16 protein-coding genes are annotated in these 22,445 nt (G+C 57.1%); 7 read left to right on the plus strand and 9 right to left on the minus strand.

The genetic code is table 11. The features are described 5' to 3' along the window. Nucleotides 1-59: 59 nt before the first annotated feature. Complete coding sequence (ridA, locus tag AAIG26_RS18115; protein WP_017459089.1) at nucleotides 60-446, plus strand: 2-iminobutanoate/2-iminopropanoate deaminase; 387 nt, start codon at nucleotides 60-62, stop codon at nucleotides 444-446. Nucleotides 447-639: 193 nt separating this feature from the next. Here the strand turns inward: ridA and AAIG26_RS18120 are convergent, their stop codons facing one another. Beyond that, nucleotides 640-3,024 carry a family 20 glycosylhydrolase gene (locus AAIG26_RS18120; protein ID WP_343181161.1) on the minus strand — a complete coding sequence of 795 codons (2,385 nt, stop codon included), beginning with the start codon at nucleotides 3,022-3,024 and terminating at the stop codon, nucleotides 640-642. Nucleotides 3,025-3,182: 158 nt separating this feature from the next. After that, entirely contained in the window at nucleotides 3,183-5,891 is a 2,709-nt protein-coding gene (mgtA, locus tag AAIG26_RS18125) for a magnesium-translocating P-type ATPase (RefSeq protein WP_343181162.1), read from the minus strand. A gap of 385 nt (nucleotides 5,892-6,276) precedes the next feature. On the opposite strand from mgtA, the gene treR reads away from it, so the two are divergent. The 5 genes from treR to nrdG all read left to right on the plus strand — a co-directional run bounded on the left by treR (nucleotide 6,277) and on the right by nrdG (nucleotide 13,717). Next, nucleotides 6,277-7,224, plus strand: a complete 948-nt coding sequence (gene treR, locus AAIG26_RS18130) for a trehalose operon repressor TreR (RefSeq protein WP_343181163.1) — start codon at nucleotides 6,277-6,279, stop codon at nucleotides 7,222-7,224. Between the two features lie 127 nt (nucleotides 7,225-7,351). Continuing rightward, nucleotides 7,352-8,770 carry a PTS trehalose transporter subunit IIBC gene (treB, locus tag AAIG26_RS18135; RefSeq protein ID WP_045514261.1) on the plus strand — a complete coding sequence of 473 codons (1,419 nt, stop codon included), beginning with the start codon at nucleotides 7,352-7,354 and terminating at the stop codon, nucleotides 8,768-8,770. A gap of 45 nt (nucleotides 8,771-8,815) precedes the next feature. Continuing rightward, complete coding sequence (treC, locus tag AAIG26_RS18140) at nucleotides 8,816-10,471, plus strand: alpha,alpha-phosphotrehalase (RefSeq protein WP_343181267.1); 1,656 nt, start codon at nucleotides 8,816-8,818, stop codon at nucleotides 10,469-10,471. A gap of 384 nt (nucleotides 10,472-10,855) precedes the next feature. After that, entirely contained in the window at nucleotides 10,856-12,991 is a 2,136-nt protein-coding gene (gene nrdD, locus AAIG26_RS18145; protein ID WP_020456299.1) for an anaerobic ribonucleoside-triphosphate reductase, read from the plus strand. Nucleotides 12,992-13,252: 261 nt separating this feature from the next. After that, nucleotides 13,253-13,717, plus strand: coding sequence for an anaerobic ribonucleoside-triphosphate reductase-activating protein (gene nrdG / locus AAIG26_RS18150; protein WP_269232411.1), 465 nt, complete (start codon nucleotides 13,253-13,255; stop codon nucleotides 13,715-13,717). Between the two features lie 44 nt (nucleotides 13,718-13,761). Here nrdG and AAIG26_RS18155 read toward each other — a convergent pair whose 3' ends face one another. Next, nucleotides 13,762-14,682 (minus strand): AraC family transcriptional regulator, encoded by a 921-nt coding sequence (locus tag AAIG26_RS18155; protein WP_343181164.1) that lies wholly within the window; start codon nucleotides 14,680-14,682, stop codon nucleotides 13,762-13,764. Nucleotides 14,683-14,786: 104 nt separating this feature from the next. Between AAIG26_RS18155 and AAIG26_RS18160 the strand changes: the two genes are divergently transcribed. Next, on the plus strand, nucleotides 14,787-15,620 hold the full coding sequence (locus AAIG26_RS18160) for an oxidoreductase (RefSeq protein WP_343181165.1): 834 nt from the start codon (nucleotides 14,787-14,789) through the stop codon (nucleotides 15,618-15,620). A 34-nt stretch (nucleotides 15,621-15,654) separates the two neighbouring features. Here the strand turns inward: AAIG26_RS18160 and AAIG26_RS18165 are convergent, their stop codons facing one another. The 6 genes from AAIG26_RS18165 to AAIG26_RS18190 are packed head-to-tail and all read right to left on the minus strand — an operon-like array spanning nucleotide 15,655 to nucleotide 22,441. Further along, nucleotides 15,655-17,565, minus strand: a complete 1,911-nt coding sequence (locus AAIG26_RS18165) for a PRD domain-containing protein (protein ID WP_343181166.1) — start codon at nucleotides 17,563-17,565, stop codon at nucleotides 15,655-15,657. A gap of 14 nt (nucleotides 17,566-17,579) precedes the next feature. Further along, nucleotides 17,580-18,728, minus strand: coding sequence for a lactonase family protein (locus AAIG26_RS18170; RefSeq protein ID WP_343181167.1), 1,149 nt, complete (start codon nucleotides 18,726-18,728; stop codon nucleotides 17,580-17,582). 56 nt (nucleotides 18,729-18,784) lie between these two features. Further along, entirely contained in the window at nucleotides 18,785-19,525 is a 741-nt protein-coding gene (locus tag AAIG26_RS18175; RefSeq protein ID WP_343181168.1) for a KDGP aldolase family protein, read from the minus strand. After that, nucleotides 19,522-20,640, minus strand: coding sequence for a DgaE family pyridoxal phosphate-dependent ammonia lyase (locus AAIG26_RS18180; RefSeq protein WP_343181169.1), 1,119 nt, complete (start codon nucleotides 20,638-20,640; stop codon nucleotides 19,522-19,524). The genes AAIG26_RS18175 and AAIG26_RS18180 overlap by 4 nt, the downstream gene beginning before the upstream one ends. Beyond that, nucleotides 20,624-21,757 (minus strand): amidohydrolase/deacetylase family metallohydrolase, encoded by a 1,134-nt coding sequence (locus AAIG26_RS18185; protein ID WP_343181170.1) that lies wholly within the window; start codon nucleotides 21,755-21,757, stop codon nucleotides 20,624-20,626. The genes AAIG26_RS18180 and AAIG26_RS18185 overlap by 17 nt, the downstream gene beginning before the upstream one ends. A 42-nt stretch (nucleotides 21,758-21,799) precedes the next feature. Next, nucleotides 21,800-22,441 carry a DUF4310 family protein gene (locus tag AAIG26_RS18190; RefSeq protein ID WP_020456290.1) on the minus strand — a complete coding sequence of 214 codons (642 nt, stop codon included), beginning with the start codon at nucleotides 22,439-22,441 and terminating at the stop codon, nucleotides 21,800-21,802. Between the last annotated feature and the right edge of the window lie 4 nt (nucleotides 22,442-22,445).

The raw sequence follows: 22,445 nt of genomic DNA on the forward strand, positions 1-22,445 counted from the left end.
CGTTTTTCCCTCCCTATAATGGGGCGGAACCTCAATACCGCTGTCATTCAGGAGTTATTATGACCAAAGTTATCGCCACGGAAAACGCGCCAGCAGCGATTGGCCCTTATGTTCAAGCTGTTGATCTTGGCAACATGATCCTGACCTCAGGTCAGATCCCGGTTGATCCGAAAACCGGTAGCGTACCGGAAGATGTGGCGGCGCAGGCGCGTCAGTCGCTGGACAACGTGAAAGCGATTGTTGAAGCGGCGGGTCTGAAAGTGGGCGACATCGTGAAAACCACCGTTTTCGTGAAAGATCTCAACGATTTCGCTACCGTTAACGCCACGTATGAAGCCTTTTTCAACGAACATAACGCCAGCTTCCCGGCGCGTTCCTGCGTGGAAGTCGCCCGTCTGCCAAAAGACGTGAAAATCGAGATTGAAGCCATCGCCGTTCGCCGTTAATGGCGGCTAAGCGAGAGATAAAAGGCAGCTTACGCTGCCTTTTTTATTGCCCACTAAAAACTAAAACGCGACCGGTTTTTGGCTCTGCCCGCTTACCTTTAAATTTAAATCTCACAGGCTGCAGAGATTTCTTTCGAAGAAGTGGGTACACCTTTCCAGGGAATCAATTTATGTACGCTAATCACCCAGGCGTTCACCGATTGCGCGTAGCGCGCAGCAACTTTTCCAGCGGATAGACCGCCGCTATCACCACTTCATCCTGAATCTGCGCCGCGTTATCCAGTTCTCCCTGAATAGACGCTATCTCGCCATCGTCCAGCGTCCCCTGACGCGCTACCAAATCCGTCAGCCGCAGCCCAATAGTGGCGAGCTTATCCACCTGCAAAATCACCGGGCGCATCGCTTTTAGCTGGTAATTGCTGTCGCTAAGCGCCAGCGCATCGCTGGTGTTACCCTGCCAGCGGCTAAAGAGGTGGCGCAGCGCCACCGCGCTGGTGTTGTCTTCCGCATCGCTCACCAGCCTGTCGACCCACTGGTTCATCTGGCGAACGGTGCCGCTCTCCGGTGCCAGCGCATCGGCAAAGCGGTTCAGTGGCTCGAACTGATGATAGTTACCGGCCTGGAATTTCAGATGCTGGCGCGTGTAGTAGTGCGCTGGTTCGACAGCCTGGGCGAGGATCTGCAGCGGCAATGTATCGGCGCTGTTCGCAAGGCGCGTGAATTGCACCGATTGCTGGTTGTGCTGCTGCAGGCCGACCGATACCGTCGACCAGCTGTCCATCGCCTGTAAACGGCTGTACATGTTATCGGTGTCGTTCACATCCTGCGCCGACCATAACCGTTCCGCCACGGCAAACGCACGCGGCCACAGTTTGATATCCAGCACCGGCGCGACCACATTTTCCGCCCACAGCGCGGCTTCGCCTCCCAGTAAATTCGCCTGCTGGCTGGCGTCCGGCACCGCGGGAGCAATGCCTTTCGGCACCTCGTTTAACCGCGTGCCGGTGACGGGGTAGCGCGCGTTGCCCAGCAGGAAGTAACCGCCAAGTTTATCGTCGGTGAGAGTGATGACCGGGCGGGTTTCGCCCATCCACGTATCGACGACAAAACTCACCTGGTGATCGCTGCGCCAGTCGATATGCTGCACGGCGCGACGAGATTTGCCTTTGAAATCAATAAATCCGCGCCATCCACTTTCGCCTTTCACCAGCGTAAACGTCCCTTCCACCGGGCTGCCTTTCAGGCGCGGCATTGAAAACGACCAGCTTTGCGCGCTGTCGTTATCGGCAATCACATCCACACCATTTAAGCCCTGCGGCACAATCTCATTGCGGTAGTGATAGGCGGTGTACTGCGGCTGATCGAGGTAGAAACCGGTCGAGAGAATGCCTTTGTAACCCTGCTTTGCCACCTCTCCCAGCGCGTCCTGCCCCTGCCAGGACTGGATGACAATGCTTTTGGGCAGATCCGGGTGGAAGATCTCATCCCAGCCCACCATCTGGCGCTGATGTTTTTCGAGGATCGCCTCCAGTTTGCGGTTGAAATAGGCCTGCAACGCGTGGCTGTCGGCCAGTTTGTTGTCGCGCATAAATTGCTGGATCGCCGGGTTATTTTTCCACTGCGTATCGTCCACCTCATCGCCGCCGATATGCAAATACGCATCCGGGAAGATCGCCGCCAGTTCGCTGACTATCGCTTCAGCAAAGGTGTACGTCGCCGCTTTTGTCGGATCCAGCACCGGTTTCAGCACGCCCCAGTGGCGCTCCATCTGATACGGCCCCGGCGCGCTCATCAGTTCCGGGTAGGCGACGGCAATCGCCGACGCGTGTCCCGGCATGTCGATTTCCGGCACCACGCGAATACCACGCGCCGTGGCGTAACGCACCACATCGCGCATTTGTTCTTCGCTGTAAAAGAGACCATCGCTGGCAAGCTGCGTCAGTTTGGGGTAGCGCCTGGAGCTAAAACGCCAGCCCTGGTCGTCGGTTAAATGCCAGTGCAGCACATTCAGTTTCGCCGCCGCCATGCCGTCGATCTGCCGTTTGATGTCCTCGACCGGTATAAAATGGCGGGCGGAATCGAGCAGCAAACCGCGCCACGGGAAGCGCGGCGAATCGTCAATGGTCACCCACGGCAAGGTGGTATTTTCCGTGCCGTTTTGTATCAACTGGAGCAACGTTTCCATGGCGCGCAGTGCGCCAAAGCGGGTATTTGCGGCGATCTGCACGCCATTCGCATCAATGGTCAACGTGTAGTGCTCATCGCTATCCAGCTTCGGCAGCGGCGCCACTTTTTTGGCGATGGTTATCGAAATGGTGGGATGTTGCGGTTTTTCGGCCTGCGGTTGCAGCGTCCAGCCGGTTTGCCGGGCGATGCGCTGGCGCAATCGCGTAACGGCGTCGCCCAGATCGTCGCCGCTGACGCTGACAGAGAGCGTATCCGTCAGTACCAGCGAGCCCTGCGTTGCCGGACGTTCAACCTTTGCCGGCCACGGCATCAGTGGCAAGTCACCTGCGGGTGCAGCAAAAGCGGAAGAACCGAGCAGCAACCCGGCAGTTAACAGGCTGTAACGCAACATAAATGTTCCTTCAGACGACGTCAGGCGAGGGAAAACATTTTGTTAACATGCGCCCTCAGGAGCGTCAAGCGCGCCGGGCGACGGGGATCACAGCTTGCGGGAATTGAGAGAAATACCCGGCCTGCACAGAGTGCGCAGACCGGGTTTAAGACAAAAGTTTATTGCCAGCCGTAGCGACGGCTATAGAAGCCTTTCATCCACTGCGTGAGCGTCATATAACCTGCGAGGATCGCCACCAGCCACGGGAAGTACGCCAGCGGCAGCGCCTGTAATTGCAGGTATTGCGCCAGCGGCGAGAATGGCAGCGCGATGCCGACACAAATCACCATCAGCGTCATCGCCACCAGCGGCCAGGCGGCGCGGCTCTGGATAAACGGCACGCGGCGGGTGCGGATCATATGCACAATCAGCGTTTGCGACAGCAAACCGACGACAAACCAGCCGGACTGGAACAGGGTTTGCGCTTCCGGCACGTTAGCTTTAAACACCCACCACATCACGCAAAACGTCACAATGTCGAAGATCGAACTGATCGGGCCAAAGAAGATCATAAAACGGCCCAGATCCGCCGGGTTCCAGCGTTGTGGTTTGGCGATCTGTTCTTCATCGACGTTATCAAACGGGATCGCCACCTGCGAGACGTCATACACCAGATTCTGAATCAGTAAGTGCAGCGGCAACATGGGCAAAAACGGCAGAAACGCGCTCGCCACCAGCACACTGAAGACGTTGCCGAAGTTGGAACTGGCGGTGATTTTGATGTATTTCAGCATGTTGGCGAAAGTGCGGCGCCCTTCGATTACTCCCTCTTCCAGCACCATCAGGCTCTTTTCCAGCAAAATAATATCGGCCGCTTCGCGGGCGATATCGACGGCGCCATCGACGGAAATCCCGATGTCCGCCGCGCGCAGCGCCGGGGCGTCATTGATGCCATCGCCCATAAAACCGACCACGTGCCCTTCGCGTTTCAGCAGACGGACAATGCGTTCTTTATGCATCGGCGTCAGGCGGGCAAAGAGCGTGATGTGCTTCGCCATCTGAGCCAGTTCATCATCGCTCATGTGCTCAATTTCGCTGCCGATCAGCGCATCGCCCACTTCCAGCCCCACCTCGTGACACACTTTCGCCGCCACCAGTTCGCTGTCGCCGGTGAGGATTTTGACGGTGATCCCGCTCGCTTTTAGCGCTTTGAGTGCCGGTGCGGTGGTCTCTTTCGGCGGATCGAGGAAGGCGATGTAGCCTTCGAGGATCAGATCCGACTCGTCAATACGCTGGTAGTCACCGCTACGCGCCGGCAAATATTTGGTCGCCACCGCAACCACGCGCAGCCCCTGGCGGTTCAGTGTGCTGGTTACGCGTTCAATGCGGCGCAGCATGGTGTCATCCAGCGGGAAGATCTCGCCGTTGAAGCGCACCTGCGAGCAGACGCTGAGGATCTCCGTCAACGCGCCTTTGCAAATCAGTTGATGAACATCCGCCTGCTGCGCCACCACCACCGACATGCGGCGGCGCTCGAAATCAAAGGGGATCTCATCCACTTTGCGCCAGCTCGCCGCCAGCGTCTGCGCCGCTTCCGCGTCCACCCCTTCCAGTACGGCGGTATCGAGCAGGTTTTTCAGTCCGGTCTGGTAGTGGCTGTTCAGCCAGGCGCTGTGCAGCACCAGTTCGCTGACTTTACCGCTGATATCCGTATGATTTTCCAGCACGATTTTGTCCTGCGTCAGGGTGCCGGTTTTATCGGTACAGAGGATATCCATCGCGCCAAAGTTCTGAATGGCGTCCAGATGTTTAACGATCACTTTCTGTTTCGACAGTTTCACCGCACCGCGCGCCAGCGTGGAGGTGACAATCATTGGCAGCATTTCCGGCGTCAACCCCACGGCAACCGACAACGCAAACAGCGCCGCTTCCCACCAGTCACCTTTGGTAAAGCCGTTGATCAGCAGCACAATCGGCGTCATCACCAGCATAAAACGGATCAACAACATGCTGACGCGGCTGATGCCTTTCTGAAATGCGTTTTGCTCGGCTTCTTGCTCACTGACACGCCCGGCCAGTTGGCCAAACCAGGTATTGCCGCCGGTGGCGATGACTATCGCCTGCGCCGTGCCGCTCACCACATTGGTGCCCATAAAGCACAGCGTATCGGCTTCCAGCGGGTTGCGCTGCGCGGCCTGGCGCGTCGTCGCCACTTTCTCTACCGGCAAGGATTCGCCGGTCAGCGAAGCCTGGGCGACAAACAGATCCCGCGCCTGCAACACGCGCAGATCCGCCGGGATCATATCTCCTGCGGCCAGCTTGACGATATCGCCCGGCACCAGTTGGTCGATAGGCAATTCGCACCAGCCATTTTCCCCCTTCTCATTCACCACGCGCAGCACCGTCGCGGTGTTGCTGACCATTGCTTTCAGCGCATCGGCCGCTTTGGTCGAGCGCGCCTCTTGCAGGAAGTTGAGCAGCGTCGAAATCGCCACCATCAACGCAATCACGCAGGCGGCGAACAGATCTTCCGAGGCATAGGAAATAATGCCTAAGCAGGTCAGCAGCAGGTTAAACGGGTTGCGATAGCACACCCACAGATGCACCCACCAGGGGGCGGGTTTCTGCGCCGGGATCAGGTTTTCGCCGTGGGTTTCCCGCGCCAGTTCCACTTCCTGCGGGTTCAGCCCTTCCGGGTGGCTGGCAAAAGTGTGCCAGAGCTGCTCATGTTCCATCGCAGCAATCTGCAGACAGCGTTCACCCATCGAGGCGGGGATAGCGCCCTGGGCGATATGTTGTACGCCGGGAAGCGGATCGCGCTGCACCAGACGACGCGGTAAATGGCGGTTGAGGCGAGCGAAAAGCTGCCGGGTAATGTTTTTCAGCATGATAGTGTCCTTGCCCCCGCATCACGCGGGTGCGATTGACAACTGGCGTAACAAGGCCGCGCCAGCTGGCGTTTTTAATCGGGCAGGGACGAAAACGACGTCGCTGCCTTACGCATCCGGTAAGGCAGCAACAGCAGGCTTACCGGAAAAAGTATCTCCGTCGCGGGAGAGGGGTGGGATCGGGATCCATCTGGCCTCCGGTAAGGTGTGAAGGGCGAATCATAACGTAGCGGTATCATAGCTCCGCTGAATTAAACCAAACATATACACACCATCAATTGGTAGCACAAAGTGCATAAACCAGACTTTGCTCATTGCTGGCGCTTGGAAGGGATGCAAAACTCCTTTATCCTGCAACCCGCCCCTATCAGGAAAGGATTGAAGTATGCAAAACCGGCTGACAATCAAAGACATCGCACGCTTAAGCGGCGTGGGCAAATCCACTGTTTCCCGTGTGCTGAATAACGAAAGCGGCGTCAGCCAGCGCACACGCGAACGGGTGGAAGCGGTGGTCAATCAGCACGGTTTCTCCCCTTCCCGCTCCGCGCGCGCCATGCGCGGACAGAGCGATAAAGTGGTGGCGATTATCGTCTCGCGTCTGGATTCGCTCTCGGAAAACCTTGCCGTACAGACCATGCTCCCGGCGTTTTACGAACAGGGTTATGACCCGATTATGATGGAAAGCCAGTTCTCGCCGCAGTTAGTCGAAGAGCATTTGCTGATGCTGAGCCACCGTAATATTGATGGCGTGGTGCTGTTTGGCTTTACCGGCGTCACCGAAAGCCTGCTTACTGCCTGGCAGTCGTCGCTGGTGCTGCTGGCGCGCGACGCCAGTGGTTTCGCCTCGGTCTGTTACGATGATGACGGCGCAATCCAGCTATTGATGGAAAATCTTTATGCCCGTGGGCATCGCCATATCAGTTTTATTGGCGTCCCGCACAGCGATGCCACCACCGGCAAACGCCGCCACGACGCCTATATGGCGTTTTGTCAAAAACACCAGCTCGAACCAACGTTCGCCTTACCGGGCCTTGCCATGAAGCAGGGTTATGAACATGTCGCCCACGTTTTAACCCCGCACACCACCGCGCTGCTCTGCGCGACCGATACGCTGGCGCTCGGTGCCAGTAAATATTTGCAGGAACAGCGCATTGATAATCTGCAACTGGCCAGCGTTGGCAATACGCCGCTGATGAAGTTTCTGCACCCGGAAATTGTGACTGTCGATCCCGGGTACGCCGAAGCGGGTCGCCAGGCCGCCGCGCAATTAATAGAACAGGTTAATGGCCGCGCCACGCCTCGCCAAATCGTGATCCCTGCCCGCCTCGTTTAAGCCGCTTTATCGTTTATTGTGATCCTCGCCAAGTTTCGGGAACGTTCCCATTTTTAATTTTTTTGCCTGCGGTTACGCTTTGCCTCGGTCATGTTACGCATCATTTCTCCCCCCGAGAGGCACCAGGATGAGCAAAGTCAATCCATCAGATATTGAACAACTTATTACGCTGGTTGGCGGACGCGAAAACATCGCGACGGTCAGTCACTGTATTACCCGTTTGCGTTTTGTATTAAATAACCCGGGCGCCGCCGACCCAAAAGCGATTGACCAGCTACCGATGGTCAAAGGCTGTTTCACCAACGCCGGGCAGTTCCAGGTGGTGATCGGCACCAACGTCGGCGACTACTATCAGGCGTTGCGCGCCGCCACCGGTCTGGCTCATGCGGATAAAGAGCAGGCCAAACAGGCAGCGCGACAAAATATGAAATGGCACGAGCGCTTAATCTCCCACTTCGCGGAAATCTTCTTCCCGCTGCTGCCCGCACTGATTAGCGGCGGTTTGATCCTCGGTTTTCGCAACATTGTCGGCGATGTGCCGATGAGCAACGGCCAGACGCTGGTGCAGATATTTCCGCCATTGAAAACCGTGTATGACTTTCTCTGGCTGATTGGTGAAGCGGTCTTCTTCTATCTGCCGGTCGGCGTTTGCTGGTCTGCGGTGCGCAAAATGGGCGGAACGCCAATCCTCGGCATCATCCTCGGCGTAACGCTGGTTTCACCACAGTTAATGAATGCTTATTTACTGGGTTCGCAAGTGCCGGAAGTGTGGAACTTTGGTCTGTTCAGCATCGCGAAAGTGGGCTATCAGGCGCAGGTGATCCCGGCACTGCTGGCGGGCCTGGCGCTCGGCATCATTGAAACGCGGCTTAAGAAGCTGATACCGGACTCCCTCTATCTGGTGATTGTTCCGGTCTGTTCGCTGATCCTGGCGGTCTTCCTGGCACATGCGCTAATCGGCCCGTTCGGTCGCATGATTGGTGACGGCGTGGCATGGGCGGTTCGCCATCTGATGACAGGCAGCTTCGCCCCGATTGGCGCGACGCTGTTTGGTTTCCTCTACGCACCGCTGGTGATTACCGGTGTGCACCAGACCACGCTGGCTATCGACATGCAGATGATTCAGAACATGGGCGGTACGCCGGTGTGGCCGTTGATTGCGCTGTCAAACGTTGCACAGGCCTCTGCGGTGGTGGGCATCATTATCTCCAGCCGTAAAGAGAATGAACGTGAAATCTCGGTTCCGGCGGCTATCTCCGCGTTTCTCGGCGTAACCGAGCCGGCCATGTACGGCATCAACCTGAAATATCGCTTCCCGATGCTGTGCGCGATGATCGGTTCCGGCCTTGCCGGGTTGTTGTGCGGCCTTAACGGCGTGCTGGCGAACGGAATTGGCGTGGCGGGTCTGCCGGGTTTCCTCTCGATTCAACCCGCTTTCTGGCAGGTCTTCGCACTGGCTACAGCGGTGGCGGTTGTCATCCCGCTGGTGCTGACCTCCTTTGTTTATCAGCGTAAGTTCCGTCACGGCACATTGCAGATTGTGTAATTTTTGGGGCGCGTTTGCGCCCCTTCGTTTTCGCAGGAAATCATGATGAATACCCTTCCCCACTGGTGGCAAAACGGCGTTATCTACCAGATTTACCCAAAGAGTTTTCAGGACACGACCGGCACTGGCACCGGTGATTTACGCGGCGTGATTACGCGCCTCGACTACTTACAAACCCTCGGCGTCGACGCCATCTGGCTGACGCCATTTTATATCTCCCCGCAGGTGGATAACGGCTACGACGTGGCGAATTACACCGCCATCGATCCGCTTTACGGCACCCTGGCAGACTTTGATGAACTGGTCGCCCAGGCGCACCAGCGCGGTATCCGCCTGGTGCTGGATATGGTGTTCAACCACACCTCGACCCAGCATGCCTGGTTCCAGGCATCGCAGGATCCGGACAGCCCATACCGTTCTTTCTATATCTGGCGCGACGGCGAACCAGAAACGCCGCCGAATAACTGGCGTTCGAAATTCGGCGGCAGCGCATGGCGCTGGCACAGCCAGAGCGGCCATTACTATTTGCATCTGTTCGCGCCAGAGCAGGCAGATCTCAACTGGGAAAACCCGGCGGTACGCGACGAGCTGAAAAAAGTCTGCACCTTCTGGGCCGATCGCGGTGTCGATGGTTTGCGTCTCGATGTGGTGAATTTAATCTCCAAACAGCAGGATTTCCCCGACGATCACAGCGGCGACGGGCGACGTTTTTATACCGATGGCCCGCGCGCCCATGAGTTTTTGCAGGAGATGAGCCGCGAGGTTTTTCGCCCGCGCGAGTTGATGACGGTCGGTGAGATGTCATCCACCACGCTGGAACATTGCCAGCGCTACGGCGCACTCGACGGCAGCGAGCTGTCGATGACGTTTAACTTCCACCATCTGAAAGTTGACTATCCCGACGGCGAAAAATGGTCGCTGGCGAAACCGGATTTTGTGGCGTTGAAATCGCTGTTCCGCCACTGGCAGCAAGGGATGCACAACGTGGCGTGGAACGCGCTGTTCTGGTGTAACCACGATCAACCGCGCATTGTGTCGCGCTTTGGCGAAGAAGGCGCGCTGCGCGTGCCCGCCGCCAAAATGCTGGCGCTGGTGCTGCACGGCATGCAGGGCACGCCGTACATTTATCAGGGCGAAGAGATCGGTATGACCAACCCGCATTTTGCGCGCATTACCGACTACCGCGATGTGGAAAGCCAGAATATGTTTGCCGAACTGCGTGCCGCAGGGCGCGAGCCGGAAGCGCTGCTGGCGATCCTCGCCAGTAAATCGCGCGATAACAGCCGCACGCCGATGCAGTGGACCGCGCGTAAAAACGCCGGTTTCACCACTGCCGATCCGTGGATCGGTCTGTGCGATAACTATCGGGAAATCAACGTCGAAAACGCGGTCAACGATCGCGATTCGGTGTTCTATACCTACCAGTCGTTGATTCGCCTGCGTAAAAACTTGCCGATACTCAGTTGGGGCGATTATCAGGATCTGCTCCCCTCTCACCCACATTTATGGTGCTACCGCCGTCAGTGGCAGGGAGAAACGTTGTTGGTTATCGCCAACCTCAGCAATCAGTTCCAGCCGTGGCGGCCAGAAACCCTGCCGGGCGACTGGCAGGTGGTCATCAGCAACTATGCGGAAGTTTCCCCTGTTCCCGGTGAAATGACTCTGCGGCCGTTCGAAGCCGTGTGGTGGCATCAAAAATAAGCGTTTTTCACTTCCCTGGCGCAAAAAAACAGCAGGCATAAACCTGCTGTTTTTGTTGAATTTTTAGTCAAAACAAGAATGCCTGAATTTACATTTCCTCAGAGCGCCCGTCCTCTGCGCTATCCGGTTTTTACTTTGTCCTGAGTCAATAAAAACGCAAACATGTTTGATGCAAATCACTATATATAGAAATTAGAATGCACCCCGGCCCTATATGTTGTATTAATCGACTACTATTCGAACAAGCTGACCACCGCGAAAGCGATACACGCTGTGGATAACACGGGCCTGGATGGGACGAACTTATTGGTTTTAGTAATGAATAACCAGCCAGTCTGCGCGTCCTCATATTGTGGATAACCTGTTTTCTAAAATGGAGTGATCATGACACCGCATGTGATGAAACGAGATGGCTGTAAAGTGCCTTTCAACTCAGAGCGCATACAAGAAGCCATTTTGCGTGCAGCTAAAGCAGCGGGAGTCGATGACGCAGACTATTGCGCCACCGTCGCAGAGGTAATTAGTCGTCAGATGCAGGGCCGATCGCAGGTCGATATTAGCGAAATCCAGACTGCCGTCGAAAACCAGTTGATGTCCGGGCCGTACAAACAACTGGCACGTGCCTACATTGAGTATCGCCACGATCGCGATATCGCCCGTGAAAAACGCGGCCGTCTGAACCAGGATATTCGCGGTCTTGTTGAGCAAACCAACTCGGCGCTGCTCAATGAGAACGCCAACAAAGACAGTAAAGTGATCCCGACTCAGCGCGATCTGCTGGCGGGAATTGTCGCCAAACACTACGCGCGCCAGCACTTGTTGCCGCGCGATGTGGTACTGGCGCACGAACGCGGTGAGATCCACTATCACGATCTCGACTACTCCCCGTTCTTCCCGATGTTCAACTGTATGCTGATCGATCTGAAAGGCATGCTGACCCACGGCTTCAAAATGGGCAACGCGGAGATTGAACCGCCAAAATCGATCTCAACCGCCACGGCGGTTACCGCGCAGATCATCGCCCAGGTCGCCAGCCATATTTATGGCGGCACCACCATCAACCGGATCGATGAAGTGCTGGCACCCTTCGTCAGCGCCAGCTTCGAAAAACACCGCAAAGTCGCCAGCGAGTGGAACATCCCGGATGCCGACGGCTATGCGCGCAGCCGCACCGAGAAAGAGTGTTACGACGCGTTCCAGTCGCTGGAATATGAAGTTAACACCCTGCATACCGCGAACGGCCAGACACCGTTTGTCACCTTCGGTTTCGGGCTGGGCACCAGTTGGGAATCCCGCTTGATCCAGCAATCTATCCTGCGTAACCGCATTGCGGGTCTGGGTAAAAACCGTAAAACCGCCGTGTTCCCGAAACTGGTGTTCGCCATTCGCGATGGTCTGAATCACAAGTTCGACGATCCGAATTACGACATCAAACAACTGGCGCTGGAGTGCGCGAGCAAGCGCATGTACCCGGATATTCTCAATTACGATCAGGTCGTGAAAGTGACCGGTTCGTTTAAAACGCCGATGGGCTGCCGCAGCTTCCTTGGCGTGTATGAAGAGAATGGCGAACAAATTCATGACGGGCGTAACAACCTCGGCGTCATCAGCCTTAACCTGCCGCGCATCGCGCTGGAAGCGAAAGGTGATGAAGCGGCGTTCTGGAAACTGCTGGACAGCCGCCTGCAACTGGCGAAAAAAGCGCTGATGACCCGCATCGCGCGCCTCGAAGGGGTGAAAGCCCGCGTTGCGCCGATCCTCTATATGGAAGGGGCTTGCGGCGTGCGCCTGAAAGCGGACGACGATATCGCGCCGATCTTTAAAAACGGCCGCGCGTCGATTTCGCTGGGTTATATCGGTATTCACGAAACGATCAACGCGCTGTCCGGCAACAAGCATATCTACGACAGCGAAGCACTGCGCGCCAAAGGCGTGGCAATTGTGGAACGCCTGCGCCAGGCGGTGGATCAGTGGAAAGAAGAGACCGGTTACGGTTTTAGCCTTTACAGCACGCCGAGCGAAAACCTGTGTGACCGTTTCTGCCGTATCGATACCGCCGATTTCGGCGTGGTGGAAGGGGTAACCGATAAAGGTTACTACACCAACAGCTTCCACCTTGATGTCGAGAAAAAGGTGAACCCGTACGACAAAATCGATTTCGAAGCGCCGTACCCGCCGTTAGCCAGCGGTGGTTTTATCTGCTACGGCGAGTATCCGAACATTCAGCACAACCTGCGCGCACTGGAAGATGTCTGGGATTACAGCTATCAGCACGTGCCGTATTACGGCACCAACACGCCAATTGATGAGTGTTACGAGTGCGGTTTTACCGGCGAGTTCGAATGCACCAGCAAAGGCTTTACCTGCCCGAAATGCGGTAACCACGACGCGTCCCGCGTCTCCGTTACCCGCCGCGTTTGCGGCTACCTCGGCAGCCCGGACGCGCGTCCGTTCAACGCCGGCAAGCAGGAAGAAGTGAAACGCCGCGTGAAACACCTCGGCAACGGGCAAATCGGTTAACACCTCCGTCGCCCGGTGGGTGGCGTTTACCCGCGCCGGGCACACGGTCAGTGATTTCACCGTACCTGATTGCCCGATGGCGCTACGCTTATCGGGCCTACGTTTTCTGCCGCTACGATTGTTCTCTGCTACGTTTCCTCTAAGCAGTTGACGTGGTAGCAAGGCGGCAAACGAGTAAATCCCGGGGAGCTTACATAAGTAAGTGACCCGGGTGCGCGAGAGTAGCCAACGCAGCTACAGCGCCAAATGCGACGAGGAAACATGAATTACCACCAATACTACCCAGTCGACATCGTCAACGGCCCCGGCACCCGCTGCACACTATTCGTCTCCGGCTGCGTACACGAATGCCCTGGCTGCTACAACAAAAGCACCTGGCGGCTGAACTCCGGCGTGCCGTTTACCGAAGAAATGGAAGATCGGATCATTGCCGATCTCAACGATACGCGCATCAAACGCCAGGGAATTTCGCTCTCCGGCGGCGATCCGCTGCACCCGCAAAACATACCGGATATTTTAAAGCTGGTGACCCGCATTCGCTCGGAATGCCCGGGTAAAGATATCTGGGTGTGGACCGGTTACAAAATGGACGAACTGAACGCCGCGCAGCGGGAGGTGGTCGGGTTGATCAACGTGCTGATCGACGGCAAATTTGTTCAGGATCTGAAAGACCCGATGCTTATCTGGCGCGGCAGCAGCAACCAGGTTGTACATCACTTGCGTTGATTTCCTCGCGCAATTTTCACAATACTGCCCTGCATATTCTCATTTCAGTGCGACGATATGTATTCCGACGCTGAATGCGCCGGAGGAACGGCAAAACTGTTTTGCATACGTCTGACCTCCTCCGCCGGCGGTAAACCGAAGAGCCGTTTGAATTCGCGGTTAAACTGTGACGGGCTTTCGTAACCGACGGCGTAACAGGCCGCTGCGGCAGTGAGTCGCTGGCGAACCATTAACATCCGCGCCTGGTGCAGCCGTACCGATTTCACATACTGCATTGGCGGCATCCGGGTTATCGCTTTGAAATGGCTGTGGAATGTTGGCACGCTCATCCCGGCTTGCTGAGCCAGTTGCGACAGCGTTAAGGGTTGAGCATAAGCCGCATGAATGTAACGCAGCGTTTTGCCAATTTTACCGAACTGCCCCTGCAAGGCTAACGCGGCGCGCATCGCATTGCCTTGTGCGCCGGTCAAAACACGAAAATAGAGTTCCCGTACCCGCGCCGGACCAAGGATTGCCGCCTCAAGCGGGTTACCGAGCGTCTCCAGTAAACGCAGCACCGCTGTTTTCAGCGTCTCGTCCATCGGGCTGGAGATCATGCTTTGCGGCGAAGCGGATAACAGCGGAAAGCCGTGCTGTTCAATTTGCAGCATCACATCTGCGGCAACCTGAAAATCCAGATGCATGTAAATCGCCAGCAGCGGGTGGTCTGCCGATGCATCCGTTTCCATTACAAAAGGCACAGGAACCGATACCGCCAGGTAGTGCTGTTCGTCGTAAAGATAGATCTGCTGACCGAAATACCCCCGCTTGCTGCCCTGGCAGACAATCACGATCCCCGGATCGTACAGCACCGGCGTGCGGGCCAGCGGGCGATCGGAACGCAAAATGCGCACATCCGCCAGCGCGGTCAGGTTGTACCCCTCCTGCGGGGCAAGTTCCATTAACCTCGCGATCATGTCAAACATCGCGTACCTCATAAGATCAGGCAATAAAAAGAGAAGATATGGCCTAAAAAGCCAGCAAATCTGAGAATACTATGCAGCTTCCATTTTTCATGGGAGTAGGCGTTATGTCACCTGTAAAAACACTTTTCATCACCGGCGTCAGCAGCGGCTTTGGTCGTGCGCTGGCTCAGGAAGCACTGGCGGCGGGTCACAAGGTCATTGGCACGGTGCGCAACCACGACGCGCAGCAGGCATTTGAAGCTCTGCATCCGCATCGGGCGTTTGCCCGCTTGCTTGATGTCACTGAGTTTGCGCAAATCAATGACGTAGTCGCAGAGGTTGAATCACACATCGGGGCCATCGACGTGCTGGTAAACAACGCCGGTTACGGCCATGAAGGGATTATGGAAGAGTCCTCGCTTGCAGAGATGCGCCACCAATTCGAGGTCAATGTATTTGGTGCCGCGGCCATGATGAAAGCCGTGCTGCCCGGCATGCGCCAGCGCCGCAGCGGGCACATTATCAATATCACCTCGATGGGCGGTTATATCACCATGCCGGGGATCGCCTGGTACTGCGGGAGCAAATTCGCGCTGGAAGGGATCAGCGAAACGCTAGGCAAAGAGGTGAAGCCTTTTGGTATCCACGTCACGGCCGTAGCGCCGGGATCGTTTCGTACCGAGTGGGCCGGGCGCTCGATGATCCGCACCCCGCGCGCCATTGCCGATTACGATGCGCTTTTTGATCCGATTCGCCAGGCGCGCGAGGAAAAGAGCGGAAAGCAGCCCGGCGATGCCGTCAAAGCGGCTCGCGCCATGCTGGCGATAATAGACAGCGACACGCCGCCCGCGCACCTGCTGCTGGGCAGCGATGCGCTCAGCCTGGTACGTGAAAAACTGGCGGCACTCACTGCGGAGATTGACGCATGGGAGGCACTGACCCGCTCTACCGATGGTTAACGGGCACGGGGCGTGCAAGCGCCCCGGTATGGGCTCAAAAGCGGCTCAGCGACTCCATCGCCACGCTTTTAAACGACGCGAAATCCGCGCAGGCACAGAGCCTCGCCGTTACGCGCTCGCGCAGGAAGGTGACGAAAATATCGTAGATAGCCATCGCTTCTTCATACTCGCTCTTGCTGATCGCCAGCAAGAAGATGACATGTGCGGTTTCATCGCCCCACGCGATCCCCTGCGGAGCCAGCACGGTGTAGACCACCGTTTTTTTCGCCAGCAGCCCGAGGGCGTGCGGCAACGCAATACCCTCGCCGAGCAGGGTGCTGACAATCGCTTCGCGCTCGACCACCGAATCGAGAAACTCCGCATCGACAAAGCCTTCATCCTGCAATTGATGGCATAAGGTGTTGAACAGCGTTTGTTGATCCATCGCGCCGTGAATGATGCGGAAATGCGTGGCATCAAAATACTTTTCCAGCATCCACGGCCGCGTTCTGTCTACCAGCACCAGCTTGCCGATCTGCTCCAGTTGATACTCGCTGGGAAACGGCGCGATGGTGACGACCGGCTTATCTTTTTCATTTACCCGCGCGGTAGAGATGACAAAATCTTCCGCGATGCCGTCGCACTGCTCGTACTCACGCAGCGTCACGGTGCGTGTTACCACAATCTGCGGATATTTACGCGACAGCACCGCTTCAATCATCCGCACCATCGCATTTCCGACATCGCACACCAGCAACACCCGCGGCTGGCGCTGATAACCCACGTTGTAATGGCGCTCAAGACCAACGCCGATATGCAGTACCAGAAAACCGATCTCGTTTTCGCTGATCACATACGGCGTGTATTTCCCCCAACTGGAGACCGCCGCCAGCGTCATATCCCACGCCATGGGGTAGTGCTGTTTAATGTTATCCAGCAACGGGTTAGGGATCATTATCTGGTAGCGCACGCGGGTGATCATGGTTTTGATATGCGTGAGCAGATCCGCATGTAGCTGGTCATCGTTTTGCAGGTTGTAGTTATAGTGCGTGTTGATGTAGCCAAGGATGTAGTTGACCAGCGCTTCGTCGTCATCGGCGCTGATGGCGCTGGGTGCGATCTCCTGCACGCGTCGCCCGGCGATATGCACCCGCAGCCAGTGCTCTTCCGCCGCCGCCAGCGGTTTTCCCGCCAGATGTTGCAGCGCAGCAGAGATATCCCGCGCCGCCTCTTTGACATTTTCGTCCCCATCTTCGGCGCTGAATTCAGAGAGCGGATAGCCCTCGCTGATGCGGCGAACCGCCACCGCGCAGTAAAGGCGGATAAACAGATCGCCCTCATCCGTCAGGCGAATATGATGGCGGTTAAAACAGTCATGCAGAATAGTAGCCAGCGCCTCAGGCACCCCCGGATTGAGCGCTTCTTCCGTGATCAGCGGGTTATCGGCATTTTGCTGCGCCAGTTCCCACAACAGATCCGTCAGACAGGCGCGCAGCGCCATTTCGCTGCCAAACAGTTTCATGCCGTGGCGCGGGCGCGTTTCCAGCGTCAGACGGTAGCGGGAAAACCACTCCCGCACCTCGGTCATATCATTTTGCAGCGTGGCGCGGCTAACAAACCACTCATCCGCCAGATCTTCCAGCTTGAGCGAGAAGGCGGAGGTGAGAAAACGCACCACCAGATAATGCACCCGCTCCGGCCCGCTACGCGGAATGCGCAGCGCGCGCGGGCGCGACGCCTGCAAGCTCTGGTAACGCGTGACGTCATCAATTTTCAGTTGATAGCCGCTGCCTCGCGTCAAAATAAACTGCGCGCCGTGGTGGTGCAGCAGAGCGTTCAGTGCGGTGATATCGGCCCGAACGGTACGCGTCGAGACCGACAAGCGCTGTGCCAGCTCATCCTGCGGTAGCGTCTCGTTTTGCAACATCATGAACAGTTGCGCCAAACGTTGGTTCGGGAATCGCACGTCGCTCTCCAGACTTAGGGGTGAGATGAAATAACCATCTGAGATGGGCTGCCTACCGGCGTGTAGTCCGGCTCAAACTGCAATTTACCGTCGCGTTCCACGCGAAAACGGGTGATGTTATCGCTGCGCTGGTTCATCACGTATAGCCAGCGGCCATTCTCCGCCAGCGTTAGCGTGCGCGGGTAATCGCCGCGCGTCCAGACATCATCCTGATGGGTTAGCGAACCATCGGCTTTCACCGTAAAGTGCGCGATGCTGTTATGCAACCGGTTGGCGACATACAGCTGTTTACCGTCACCACTTAATACCAGCCCGGCGGCAAAACTGGTGCCTTTATACTCTTTCGGCAGCGCCGAAAAGGTTTTCCCCGGCTGCAACGTGCCGGTGGTTTTGTTCAGCGCATAGTGTGTAAGCGTCGAGGCTTCTTCATTGATCAGCCACAGGCCATCGCCCTTTGGCGTGAACACAAAATGGCGAGGCCCGGCACCTTGCGAAGAGGCGCTAATAAAGGGTGGATCATTCGGCGTTAACACGCCCGTTTTGCCATCAAACTGATACTGATAAATGCGATCCAGCCCAAGATCGGTGGAAAAGACGAATTTCCCGCTCGGATCGGCGGCGATCATATGCGCATGGGGGCCATTGTGATCGCTAATCGCAAAACTGCCTTCCACCGCCGCAGCCGGTTTCGCGGCTCCCGGTTCGCCCTGATCCTGACGCGTATCCACCGCTTCGCCGAGGCTACCATCCGCTTTCACCGGCAGCACGGCAATCGACCCGCTGACATAGTTCGCCACCAGCAGAAAACGGCCATCCGGCGTCAGCGACAGATAGACCGGTCCGGCACCGCCGGACGCCACCTGGTTCAGCACACTTAACTCGCCGTTAGCGCCAATACGCAGCGCCTGCACCGCGCCCTTTTCCACTTCGCTGGCGAGGTAGAGGGTTTTACCATCCCGCGCCACCGTTAGCTGTGCCGCATTCGGCAACGGGCTGACCAGCGTTTTATTGCCAAGCGCACCGGATTGCGGATCAACGGTAAAGCGATAAAGCCCTTCGCCGTTCGGGTTGTAGGTTCCGACCCAGGCGTACTGCGTTTGTGCCATGGCGCTGGTTGCCAGCAGAGAAAGTGAAACGGTAAGCAGATGACGAGCGGTAAGCATGGTGGCTCCTTACGTGACGAGGGGGGTTTCCCTCCCGTATCGGGAGGGAAGATCGTTTACTTCACCAGTGCTTTGGTCATATCCAGCAACTGGCGAACATCCGCCGGGCGCGTGTCGCCACTCGCCTTATCAATGATCGAACTGTAAATATGCGGGATCACCTTGCGGACACCCGCATCCAGCGCGATTTGCAGGATTTCACTGAAGTTGTCCAGATCGATGCCGCCGGTCGGCTCCAGCCAGAAATCATGGCGCGCACAGGCTTGCGCCACGGCGATAAATTCGTCGCGGCATTTCAGCCCGCCCATCGGGAAGTATTTAATGGAGCTGCCGCCCATATCTTTTAGCAGTGCAATGGCGGTTTCCACCGGCACAATGCCGTCTGGCGCCTGGCTGCTCAGCGGTCCGGTGGAAATTTTTACCCTTCCCGGCGTACCGGTTGGCGAGACCAGGCCATTAACCACCGTGTCGTTCTGCCCGAGCAGCGCGCGGCTGGTCGCCACGCCGGTGAACACCTGGTTAACGTGCTGCGGTTGAACTTCACGGGAGATGGCGCTAACCATGGCAGACTGGTTTGGATCGCCTGCGCCGAGGCCAACGGAAAGTGCATTATCGATACGCGCCGCATAGTCGCGCATATCCGCGACGGCAGTAGCGACATCGGGGTAGTTTTTCGACAGCACGCCGACCAGCACATGGCCTTCCGCGACCTCGTAAATCGCGCTGGCGTTCTCTTTGCTGCCCGCCAGCACGTTCAGGCATACGCGGTCGCGGTAAAAATTCGGCGTCAGTTTCATGCATTTGCTCCCTTGTTCAGTTCTTCGGCGATGCGGCGATAAATGATCGTCAGTTGATCGGCGGTGACGCTGCGCACATCGGCTTCGATAATGCCTTCGTTGGCTTTATAACCACGGAAGTAAATGGCGTATTCCCCCTGTTTCAGGGCGCTGACCAGCTCGCCGGTAGCGATACCGGTGACGGCTTCATCAAATTTGATTTCGCTGCGGGCAATATCGCGCCCGGCGCTATCCCACACCACGCGCGAACTCACGCCTTTTAGCGTGTTTAGCTGCTCAATAAACGGTGTCATTTTGGCGACCATCTCCGCCCCGCTCTCTTTGCTGGCTGAAAGATAGTGTTCAATGGCGCAGGTCAGGCCGAGAATGCCCTCTTTGCCCACTTTCATTGCGCGGCCAATGCCCGCCGTCTGGCGTTTTACCCACTCCACATATTGTGTTTTGCCGATCACCAGCCCGCTGGTTGGCCCTTCAATCGCTTTTGCGCCGCTGTAGATAACGAGGTCGGCTCCGGCGCGGTAGTAGCACTGCAAATCCTCTTCGGCTGCGGCATCGACAATCAGCGGCAGGTTGTGCTTGCGTGCCACCACAGCGGCCTGCTCCACGCTGAGCATGCTTTTTTGTACGCAGTGATGAGATTTGATAAAAAGGATCGCTGCCGTGCGCGGCGAGATTGCCGCCGCCAGTTGATCGGCAGAGCATTCATTGGCGTAACCGGCTTCCACCACTTTGCCGCCGCCCAGCGCCACCATGGTTCCTACCGGTGCGCCAAAGTTAACGTTGTGCCCGCGCGGCAGTACGATTTCATTGTTCTCAATCGGCGTGCTGTGCAGGTTTTCCAGCAGCCAGTCGCTGTCTTTCACCAGCACGGCGGCGACGGATTGCGCAATGCCGGCGGAAGCGCACGACACCACGGTCGCGCCTTCAACATCCAGCAGTTTTGCAATGTACTCCCCGGTTTTATTCACCAGGTCTTTCATTTCGAAGTAGTGATTCATGCCGCTGACTACAGCGTCGACCACTTCCGGGCGCGGCGTGGAAACGCCGAGCGCCGTCATGCGCCCGGAGGCATTAATCACCTGTTTTAGCTGGTACTTATCATAAATCGAAGGCATGTTCGGCACTCCCTTGTTCGGTCATATAGCCCTTGCCCGCGCGAATGGCGGCAAGCGGCGTGAGGATCTGTTCGGCCTGTAACGTCTCGTTTTCCGCATCGGTGAACAGCACCGGCTGGCGTTTCAGGTCGAAAATGGTCAGATCGGCGTCGAAACCCACGGCAAGACGCCCTTTATGCTGCAGGCGCAGACCATCAGCGGCGTGGTCGGTCACACAGGCGATCACCTGCGGCAGCGACATGCCGATGGCGAGGAATTTCGCCATCACATTCGCCAGCGAGCGCACCGGGCCATCGATGCGGTTGCGGCAGTAAATGTCGGAGCTGATGGTCTGCGGCAAAATACCCAGCGCGATGGCCTGCTGAGCCACCGCAAAGCTGAAACTGGCGCTGCCGTGCCCGACATCAAGCCGCACCCCGCGCGCAATGGCGCGCGTCACCGAGGCGCGCAGCTCGCCGGAAGGCGTCAAAATGCGGTTCGGTTTGCCGTTATAGCAGTGGGTAATGATGTCGCCGGAGGTCAGCAGTTCAGCAATCTCATCGAGGTTTGGCGGGTTGTTGCCAATATGCACCATCAATGGAAAATCGCCGTTTTCCTGCTGGATGACTTTGGCGCGTTGCAGCGGTGTGATGCCGTTGTCGCCGACCACGCTGCTGCTCATGCGCGCTTTCAGGCCGACAATAAAATCCGGGTGGCGTTTTATGGCCTCACGCGCAGCGTCGGCGTCGATATTATTCAGGTTCGCCAGCTCGTTTTGCGCAATCAGCCCGACGCGCGAGATATTCAGCAGCGCATAGACGTCCGTCGACGCCTTACGGGTAATGGCATAGAAATCATCGATGTCATCCGCGCCGGTGCTACCGGCATCAATCACCGTGGTAACACCGGTCTGAATGCCGACGCTATCGGGCTCGTCGTGATAAATGGGTGAGTTCGGGTAACAGTGGACATGGGAGTCGATCCACCCGGCGCTGACATAGTGTTCGCCGCGTAAATCCACGCTTTTCGCCGCCGGGCCGTCGATATCGCCAAGCGCCGCGATTTTGCCCGCCGCGATGGCGATATCCGTCACCGTATCGTCAACCAGACGCGCCCGGCGCAGGAGTAAATCAAACATGCGTATCTCCAGGAGTAACGGGCGCCGCAGCGCCCGTGGGTGTCAGAGGGCTACCGGGAAAATGGAGCCCAGCAGCATCGCGCCGAGGATCGCGCCCCCGGTGATCGGCTTCTGCCAGAGGTAAAACAGCAGCGCGCCAATCAGCGAACCAATACCAATCGGAATGGAAGCGGTCATCGCGCTGAGGATAATCAACGGGCCAAGGAAGCGGCCGGACGCGTTACCCGCGCCCATCATCACGTCTGCGCCGTAGGTGGAGTCGCTCTGGTTGATGGTGAACTTACGCGCCAGGATAATCAGATAGCCAATCGCCAGGCCGATGATCAGCCCGGTAGCCAGCGAAGCCACAAAGTTCGCCACCGGGAAGACAAAGCCCGCGCCGAGCAGCAGCGCCGGCACACCAAGCCCCACTCCGGTCTGGATAGCGCCGCCGATATCCAAAATCCCTACCAGCGAACCTTCGATAATGCGGGCAAACAGGAAGCTCGCGCCAAACGCCGCCACCGCGCCGTAAACGCCGGTATCCATGCCGGAACGCAGCATCGAAACAAACGCCACTTCGTTAAACGCGCCAATGCCGTACAGGTAGTACATGTGTGTCCCGGCGAACACGCCGGAAGAGAGCAGGCCGACGAAAATCGGGAATGACCAGTCGGCGTACCAAAAGCCTTTATTCTGTTCCATCTCG

Source organism: Kosakonia sp. PSU_27, from assembly GCF_039409795.1.
GTDB lineage: Bacteria > Pseudomonadota > Gammaproteobacteria > Enterobacterales > Enterobacteriaceae > Kosakonia.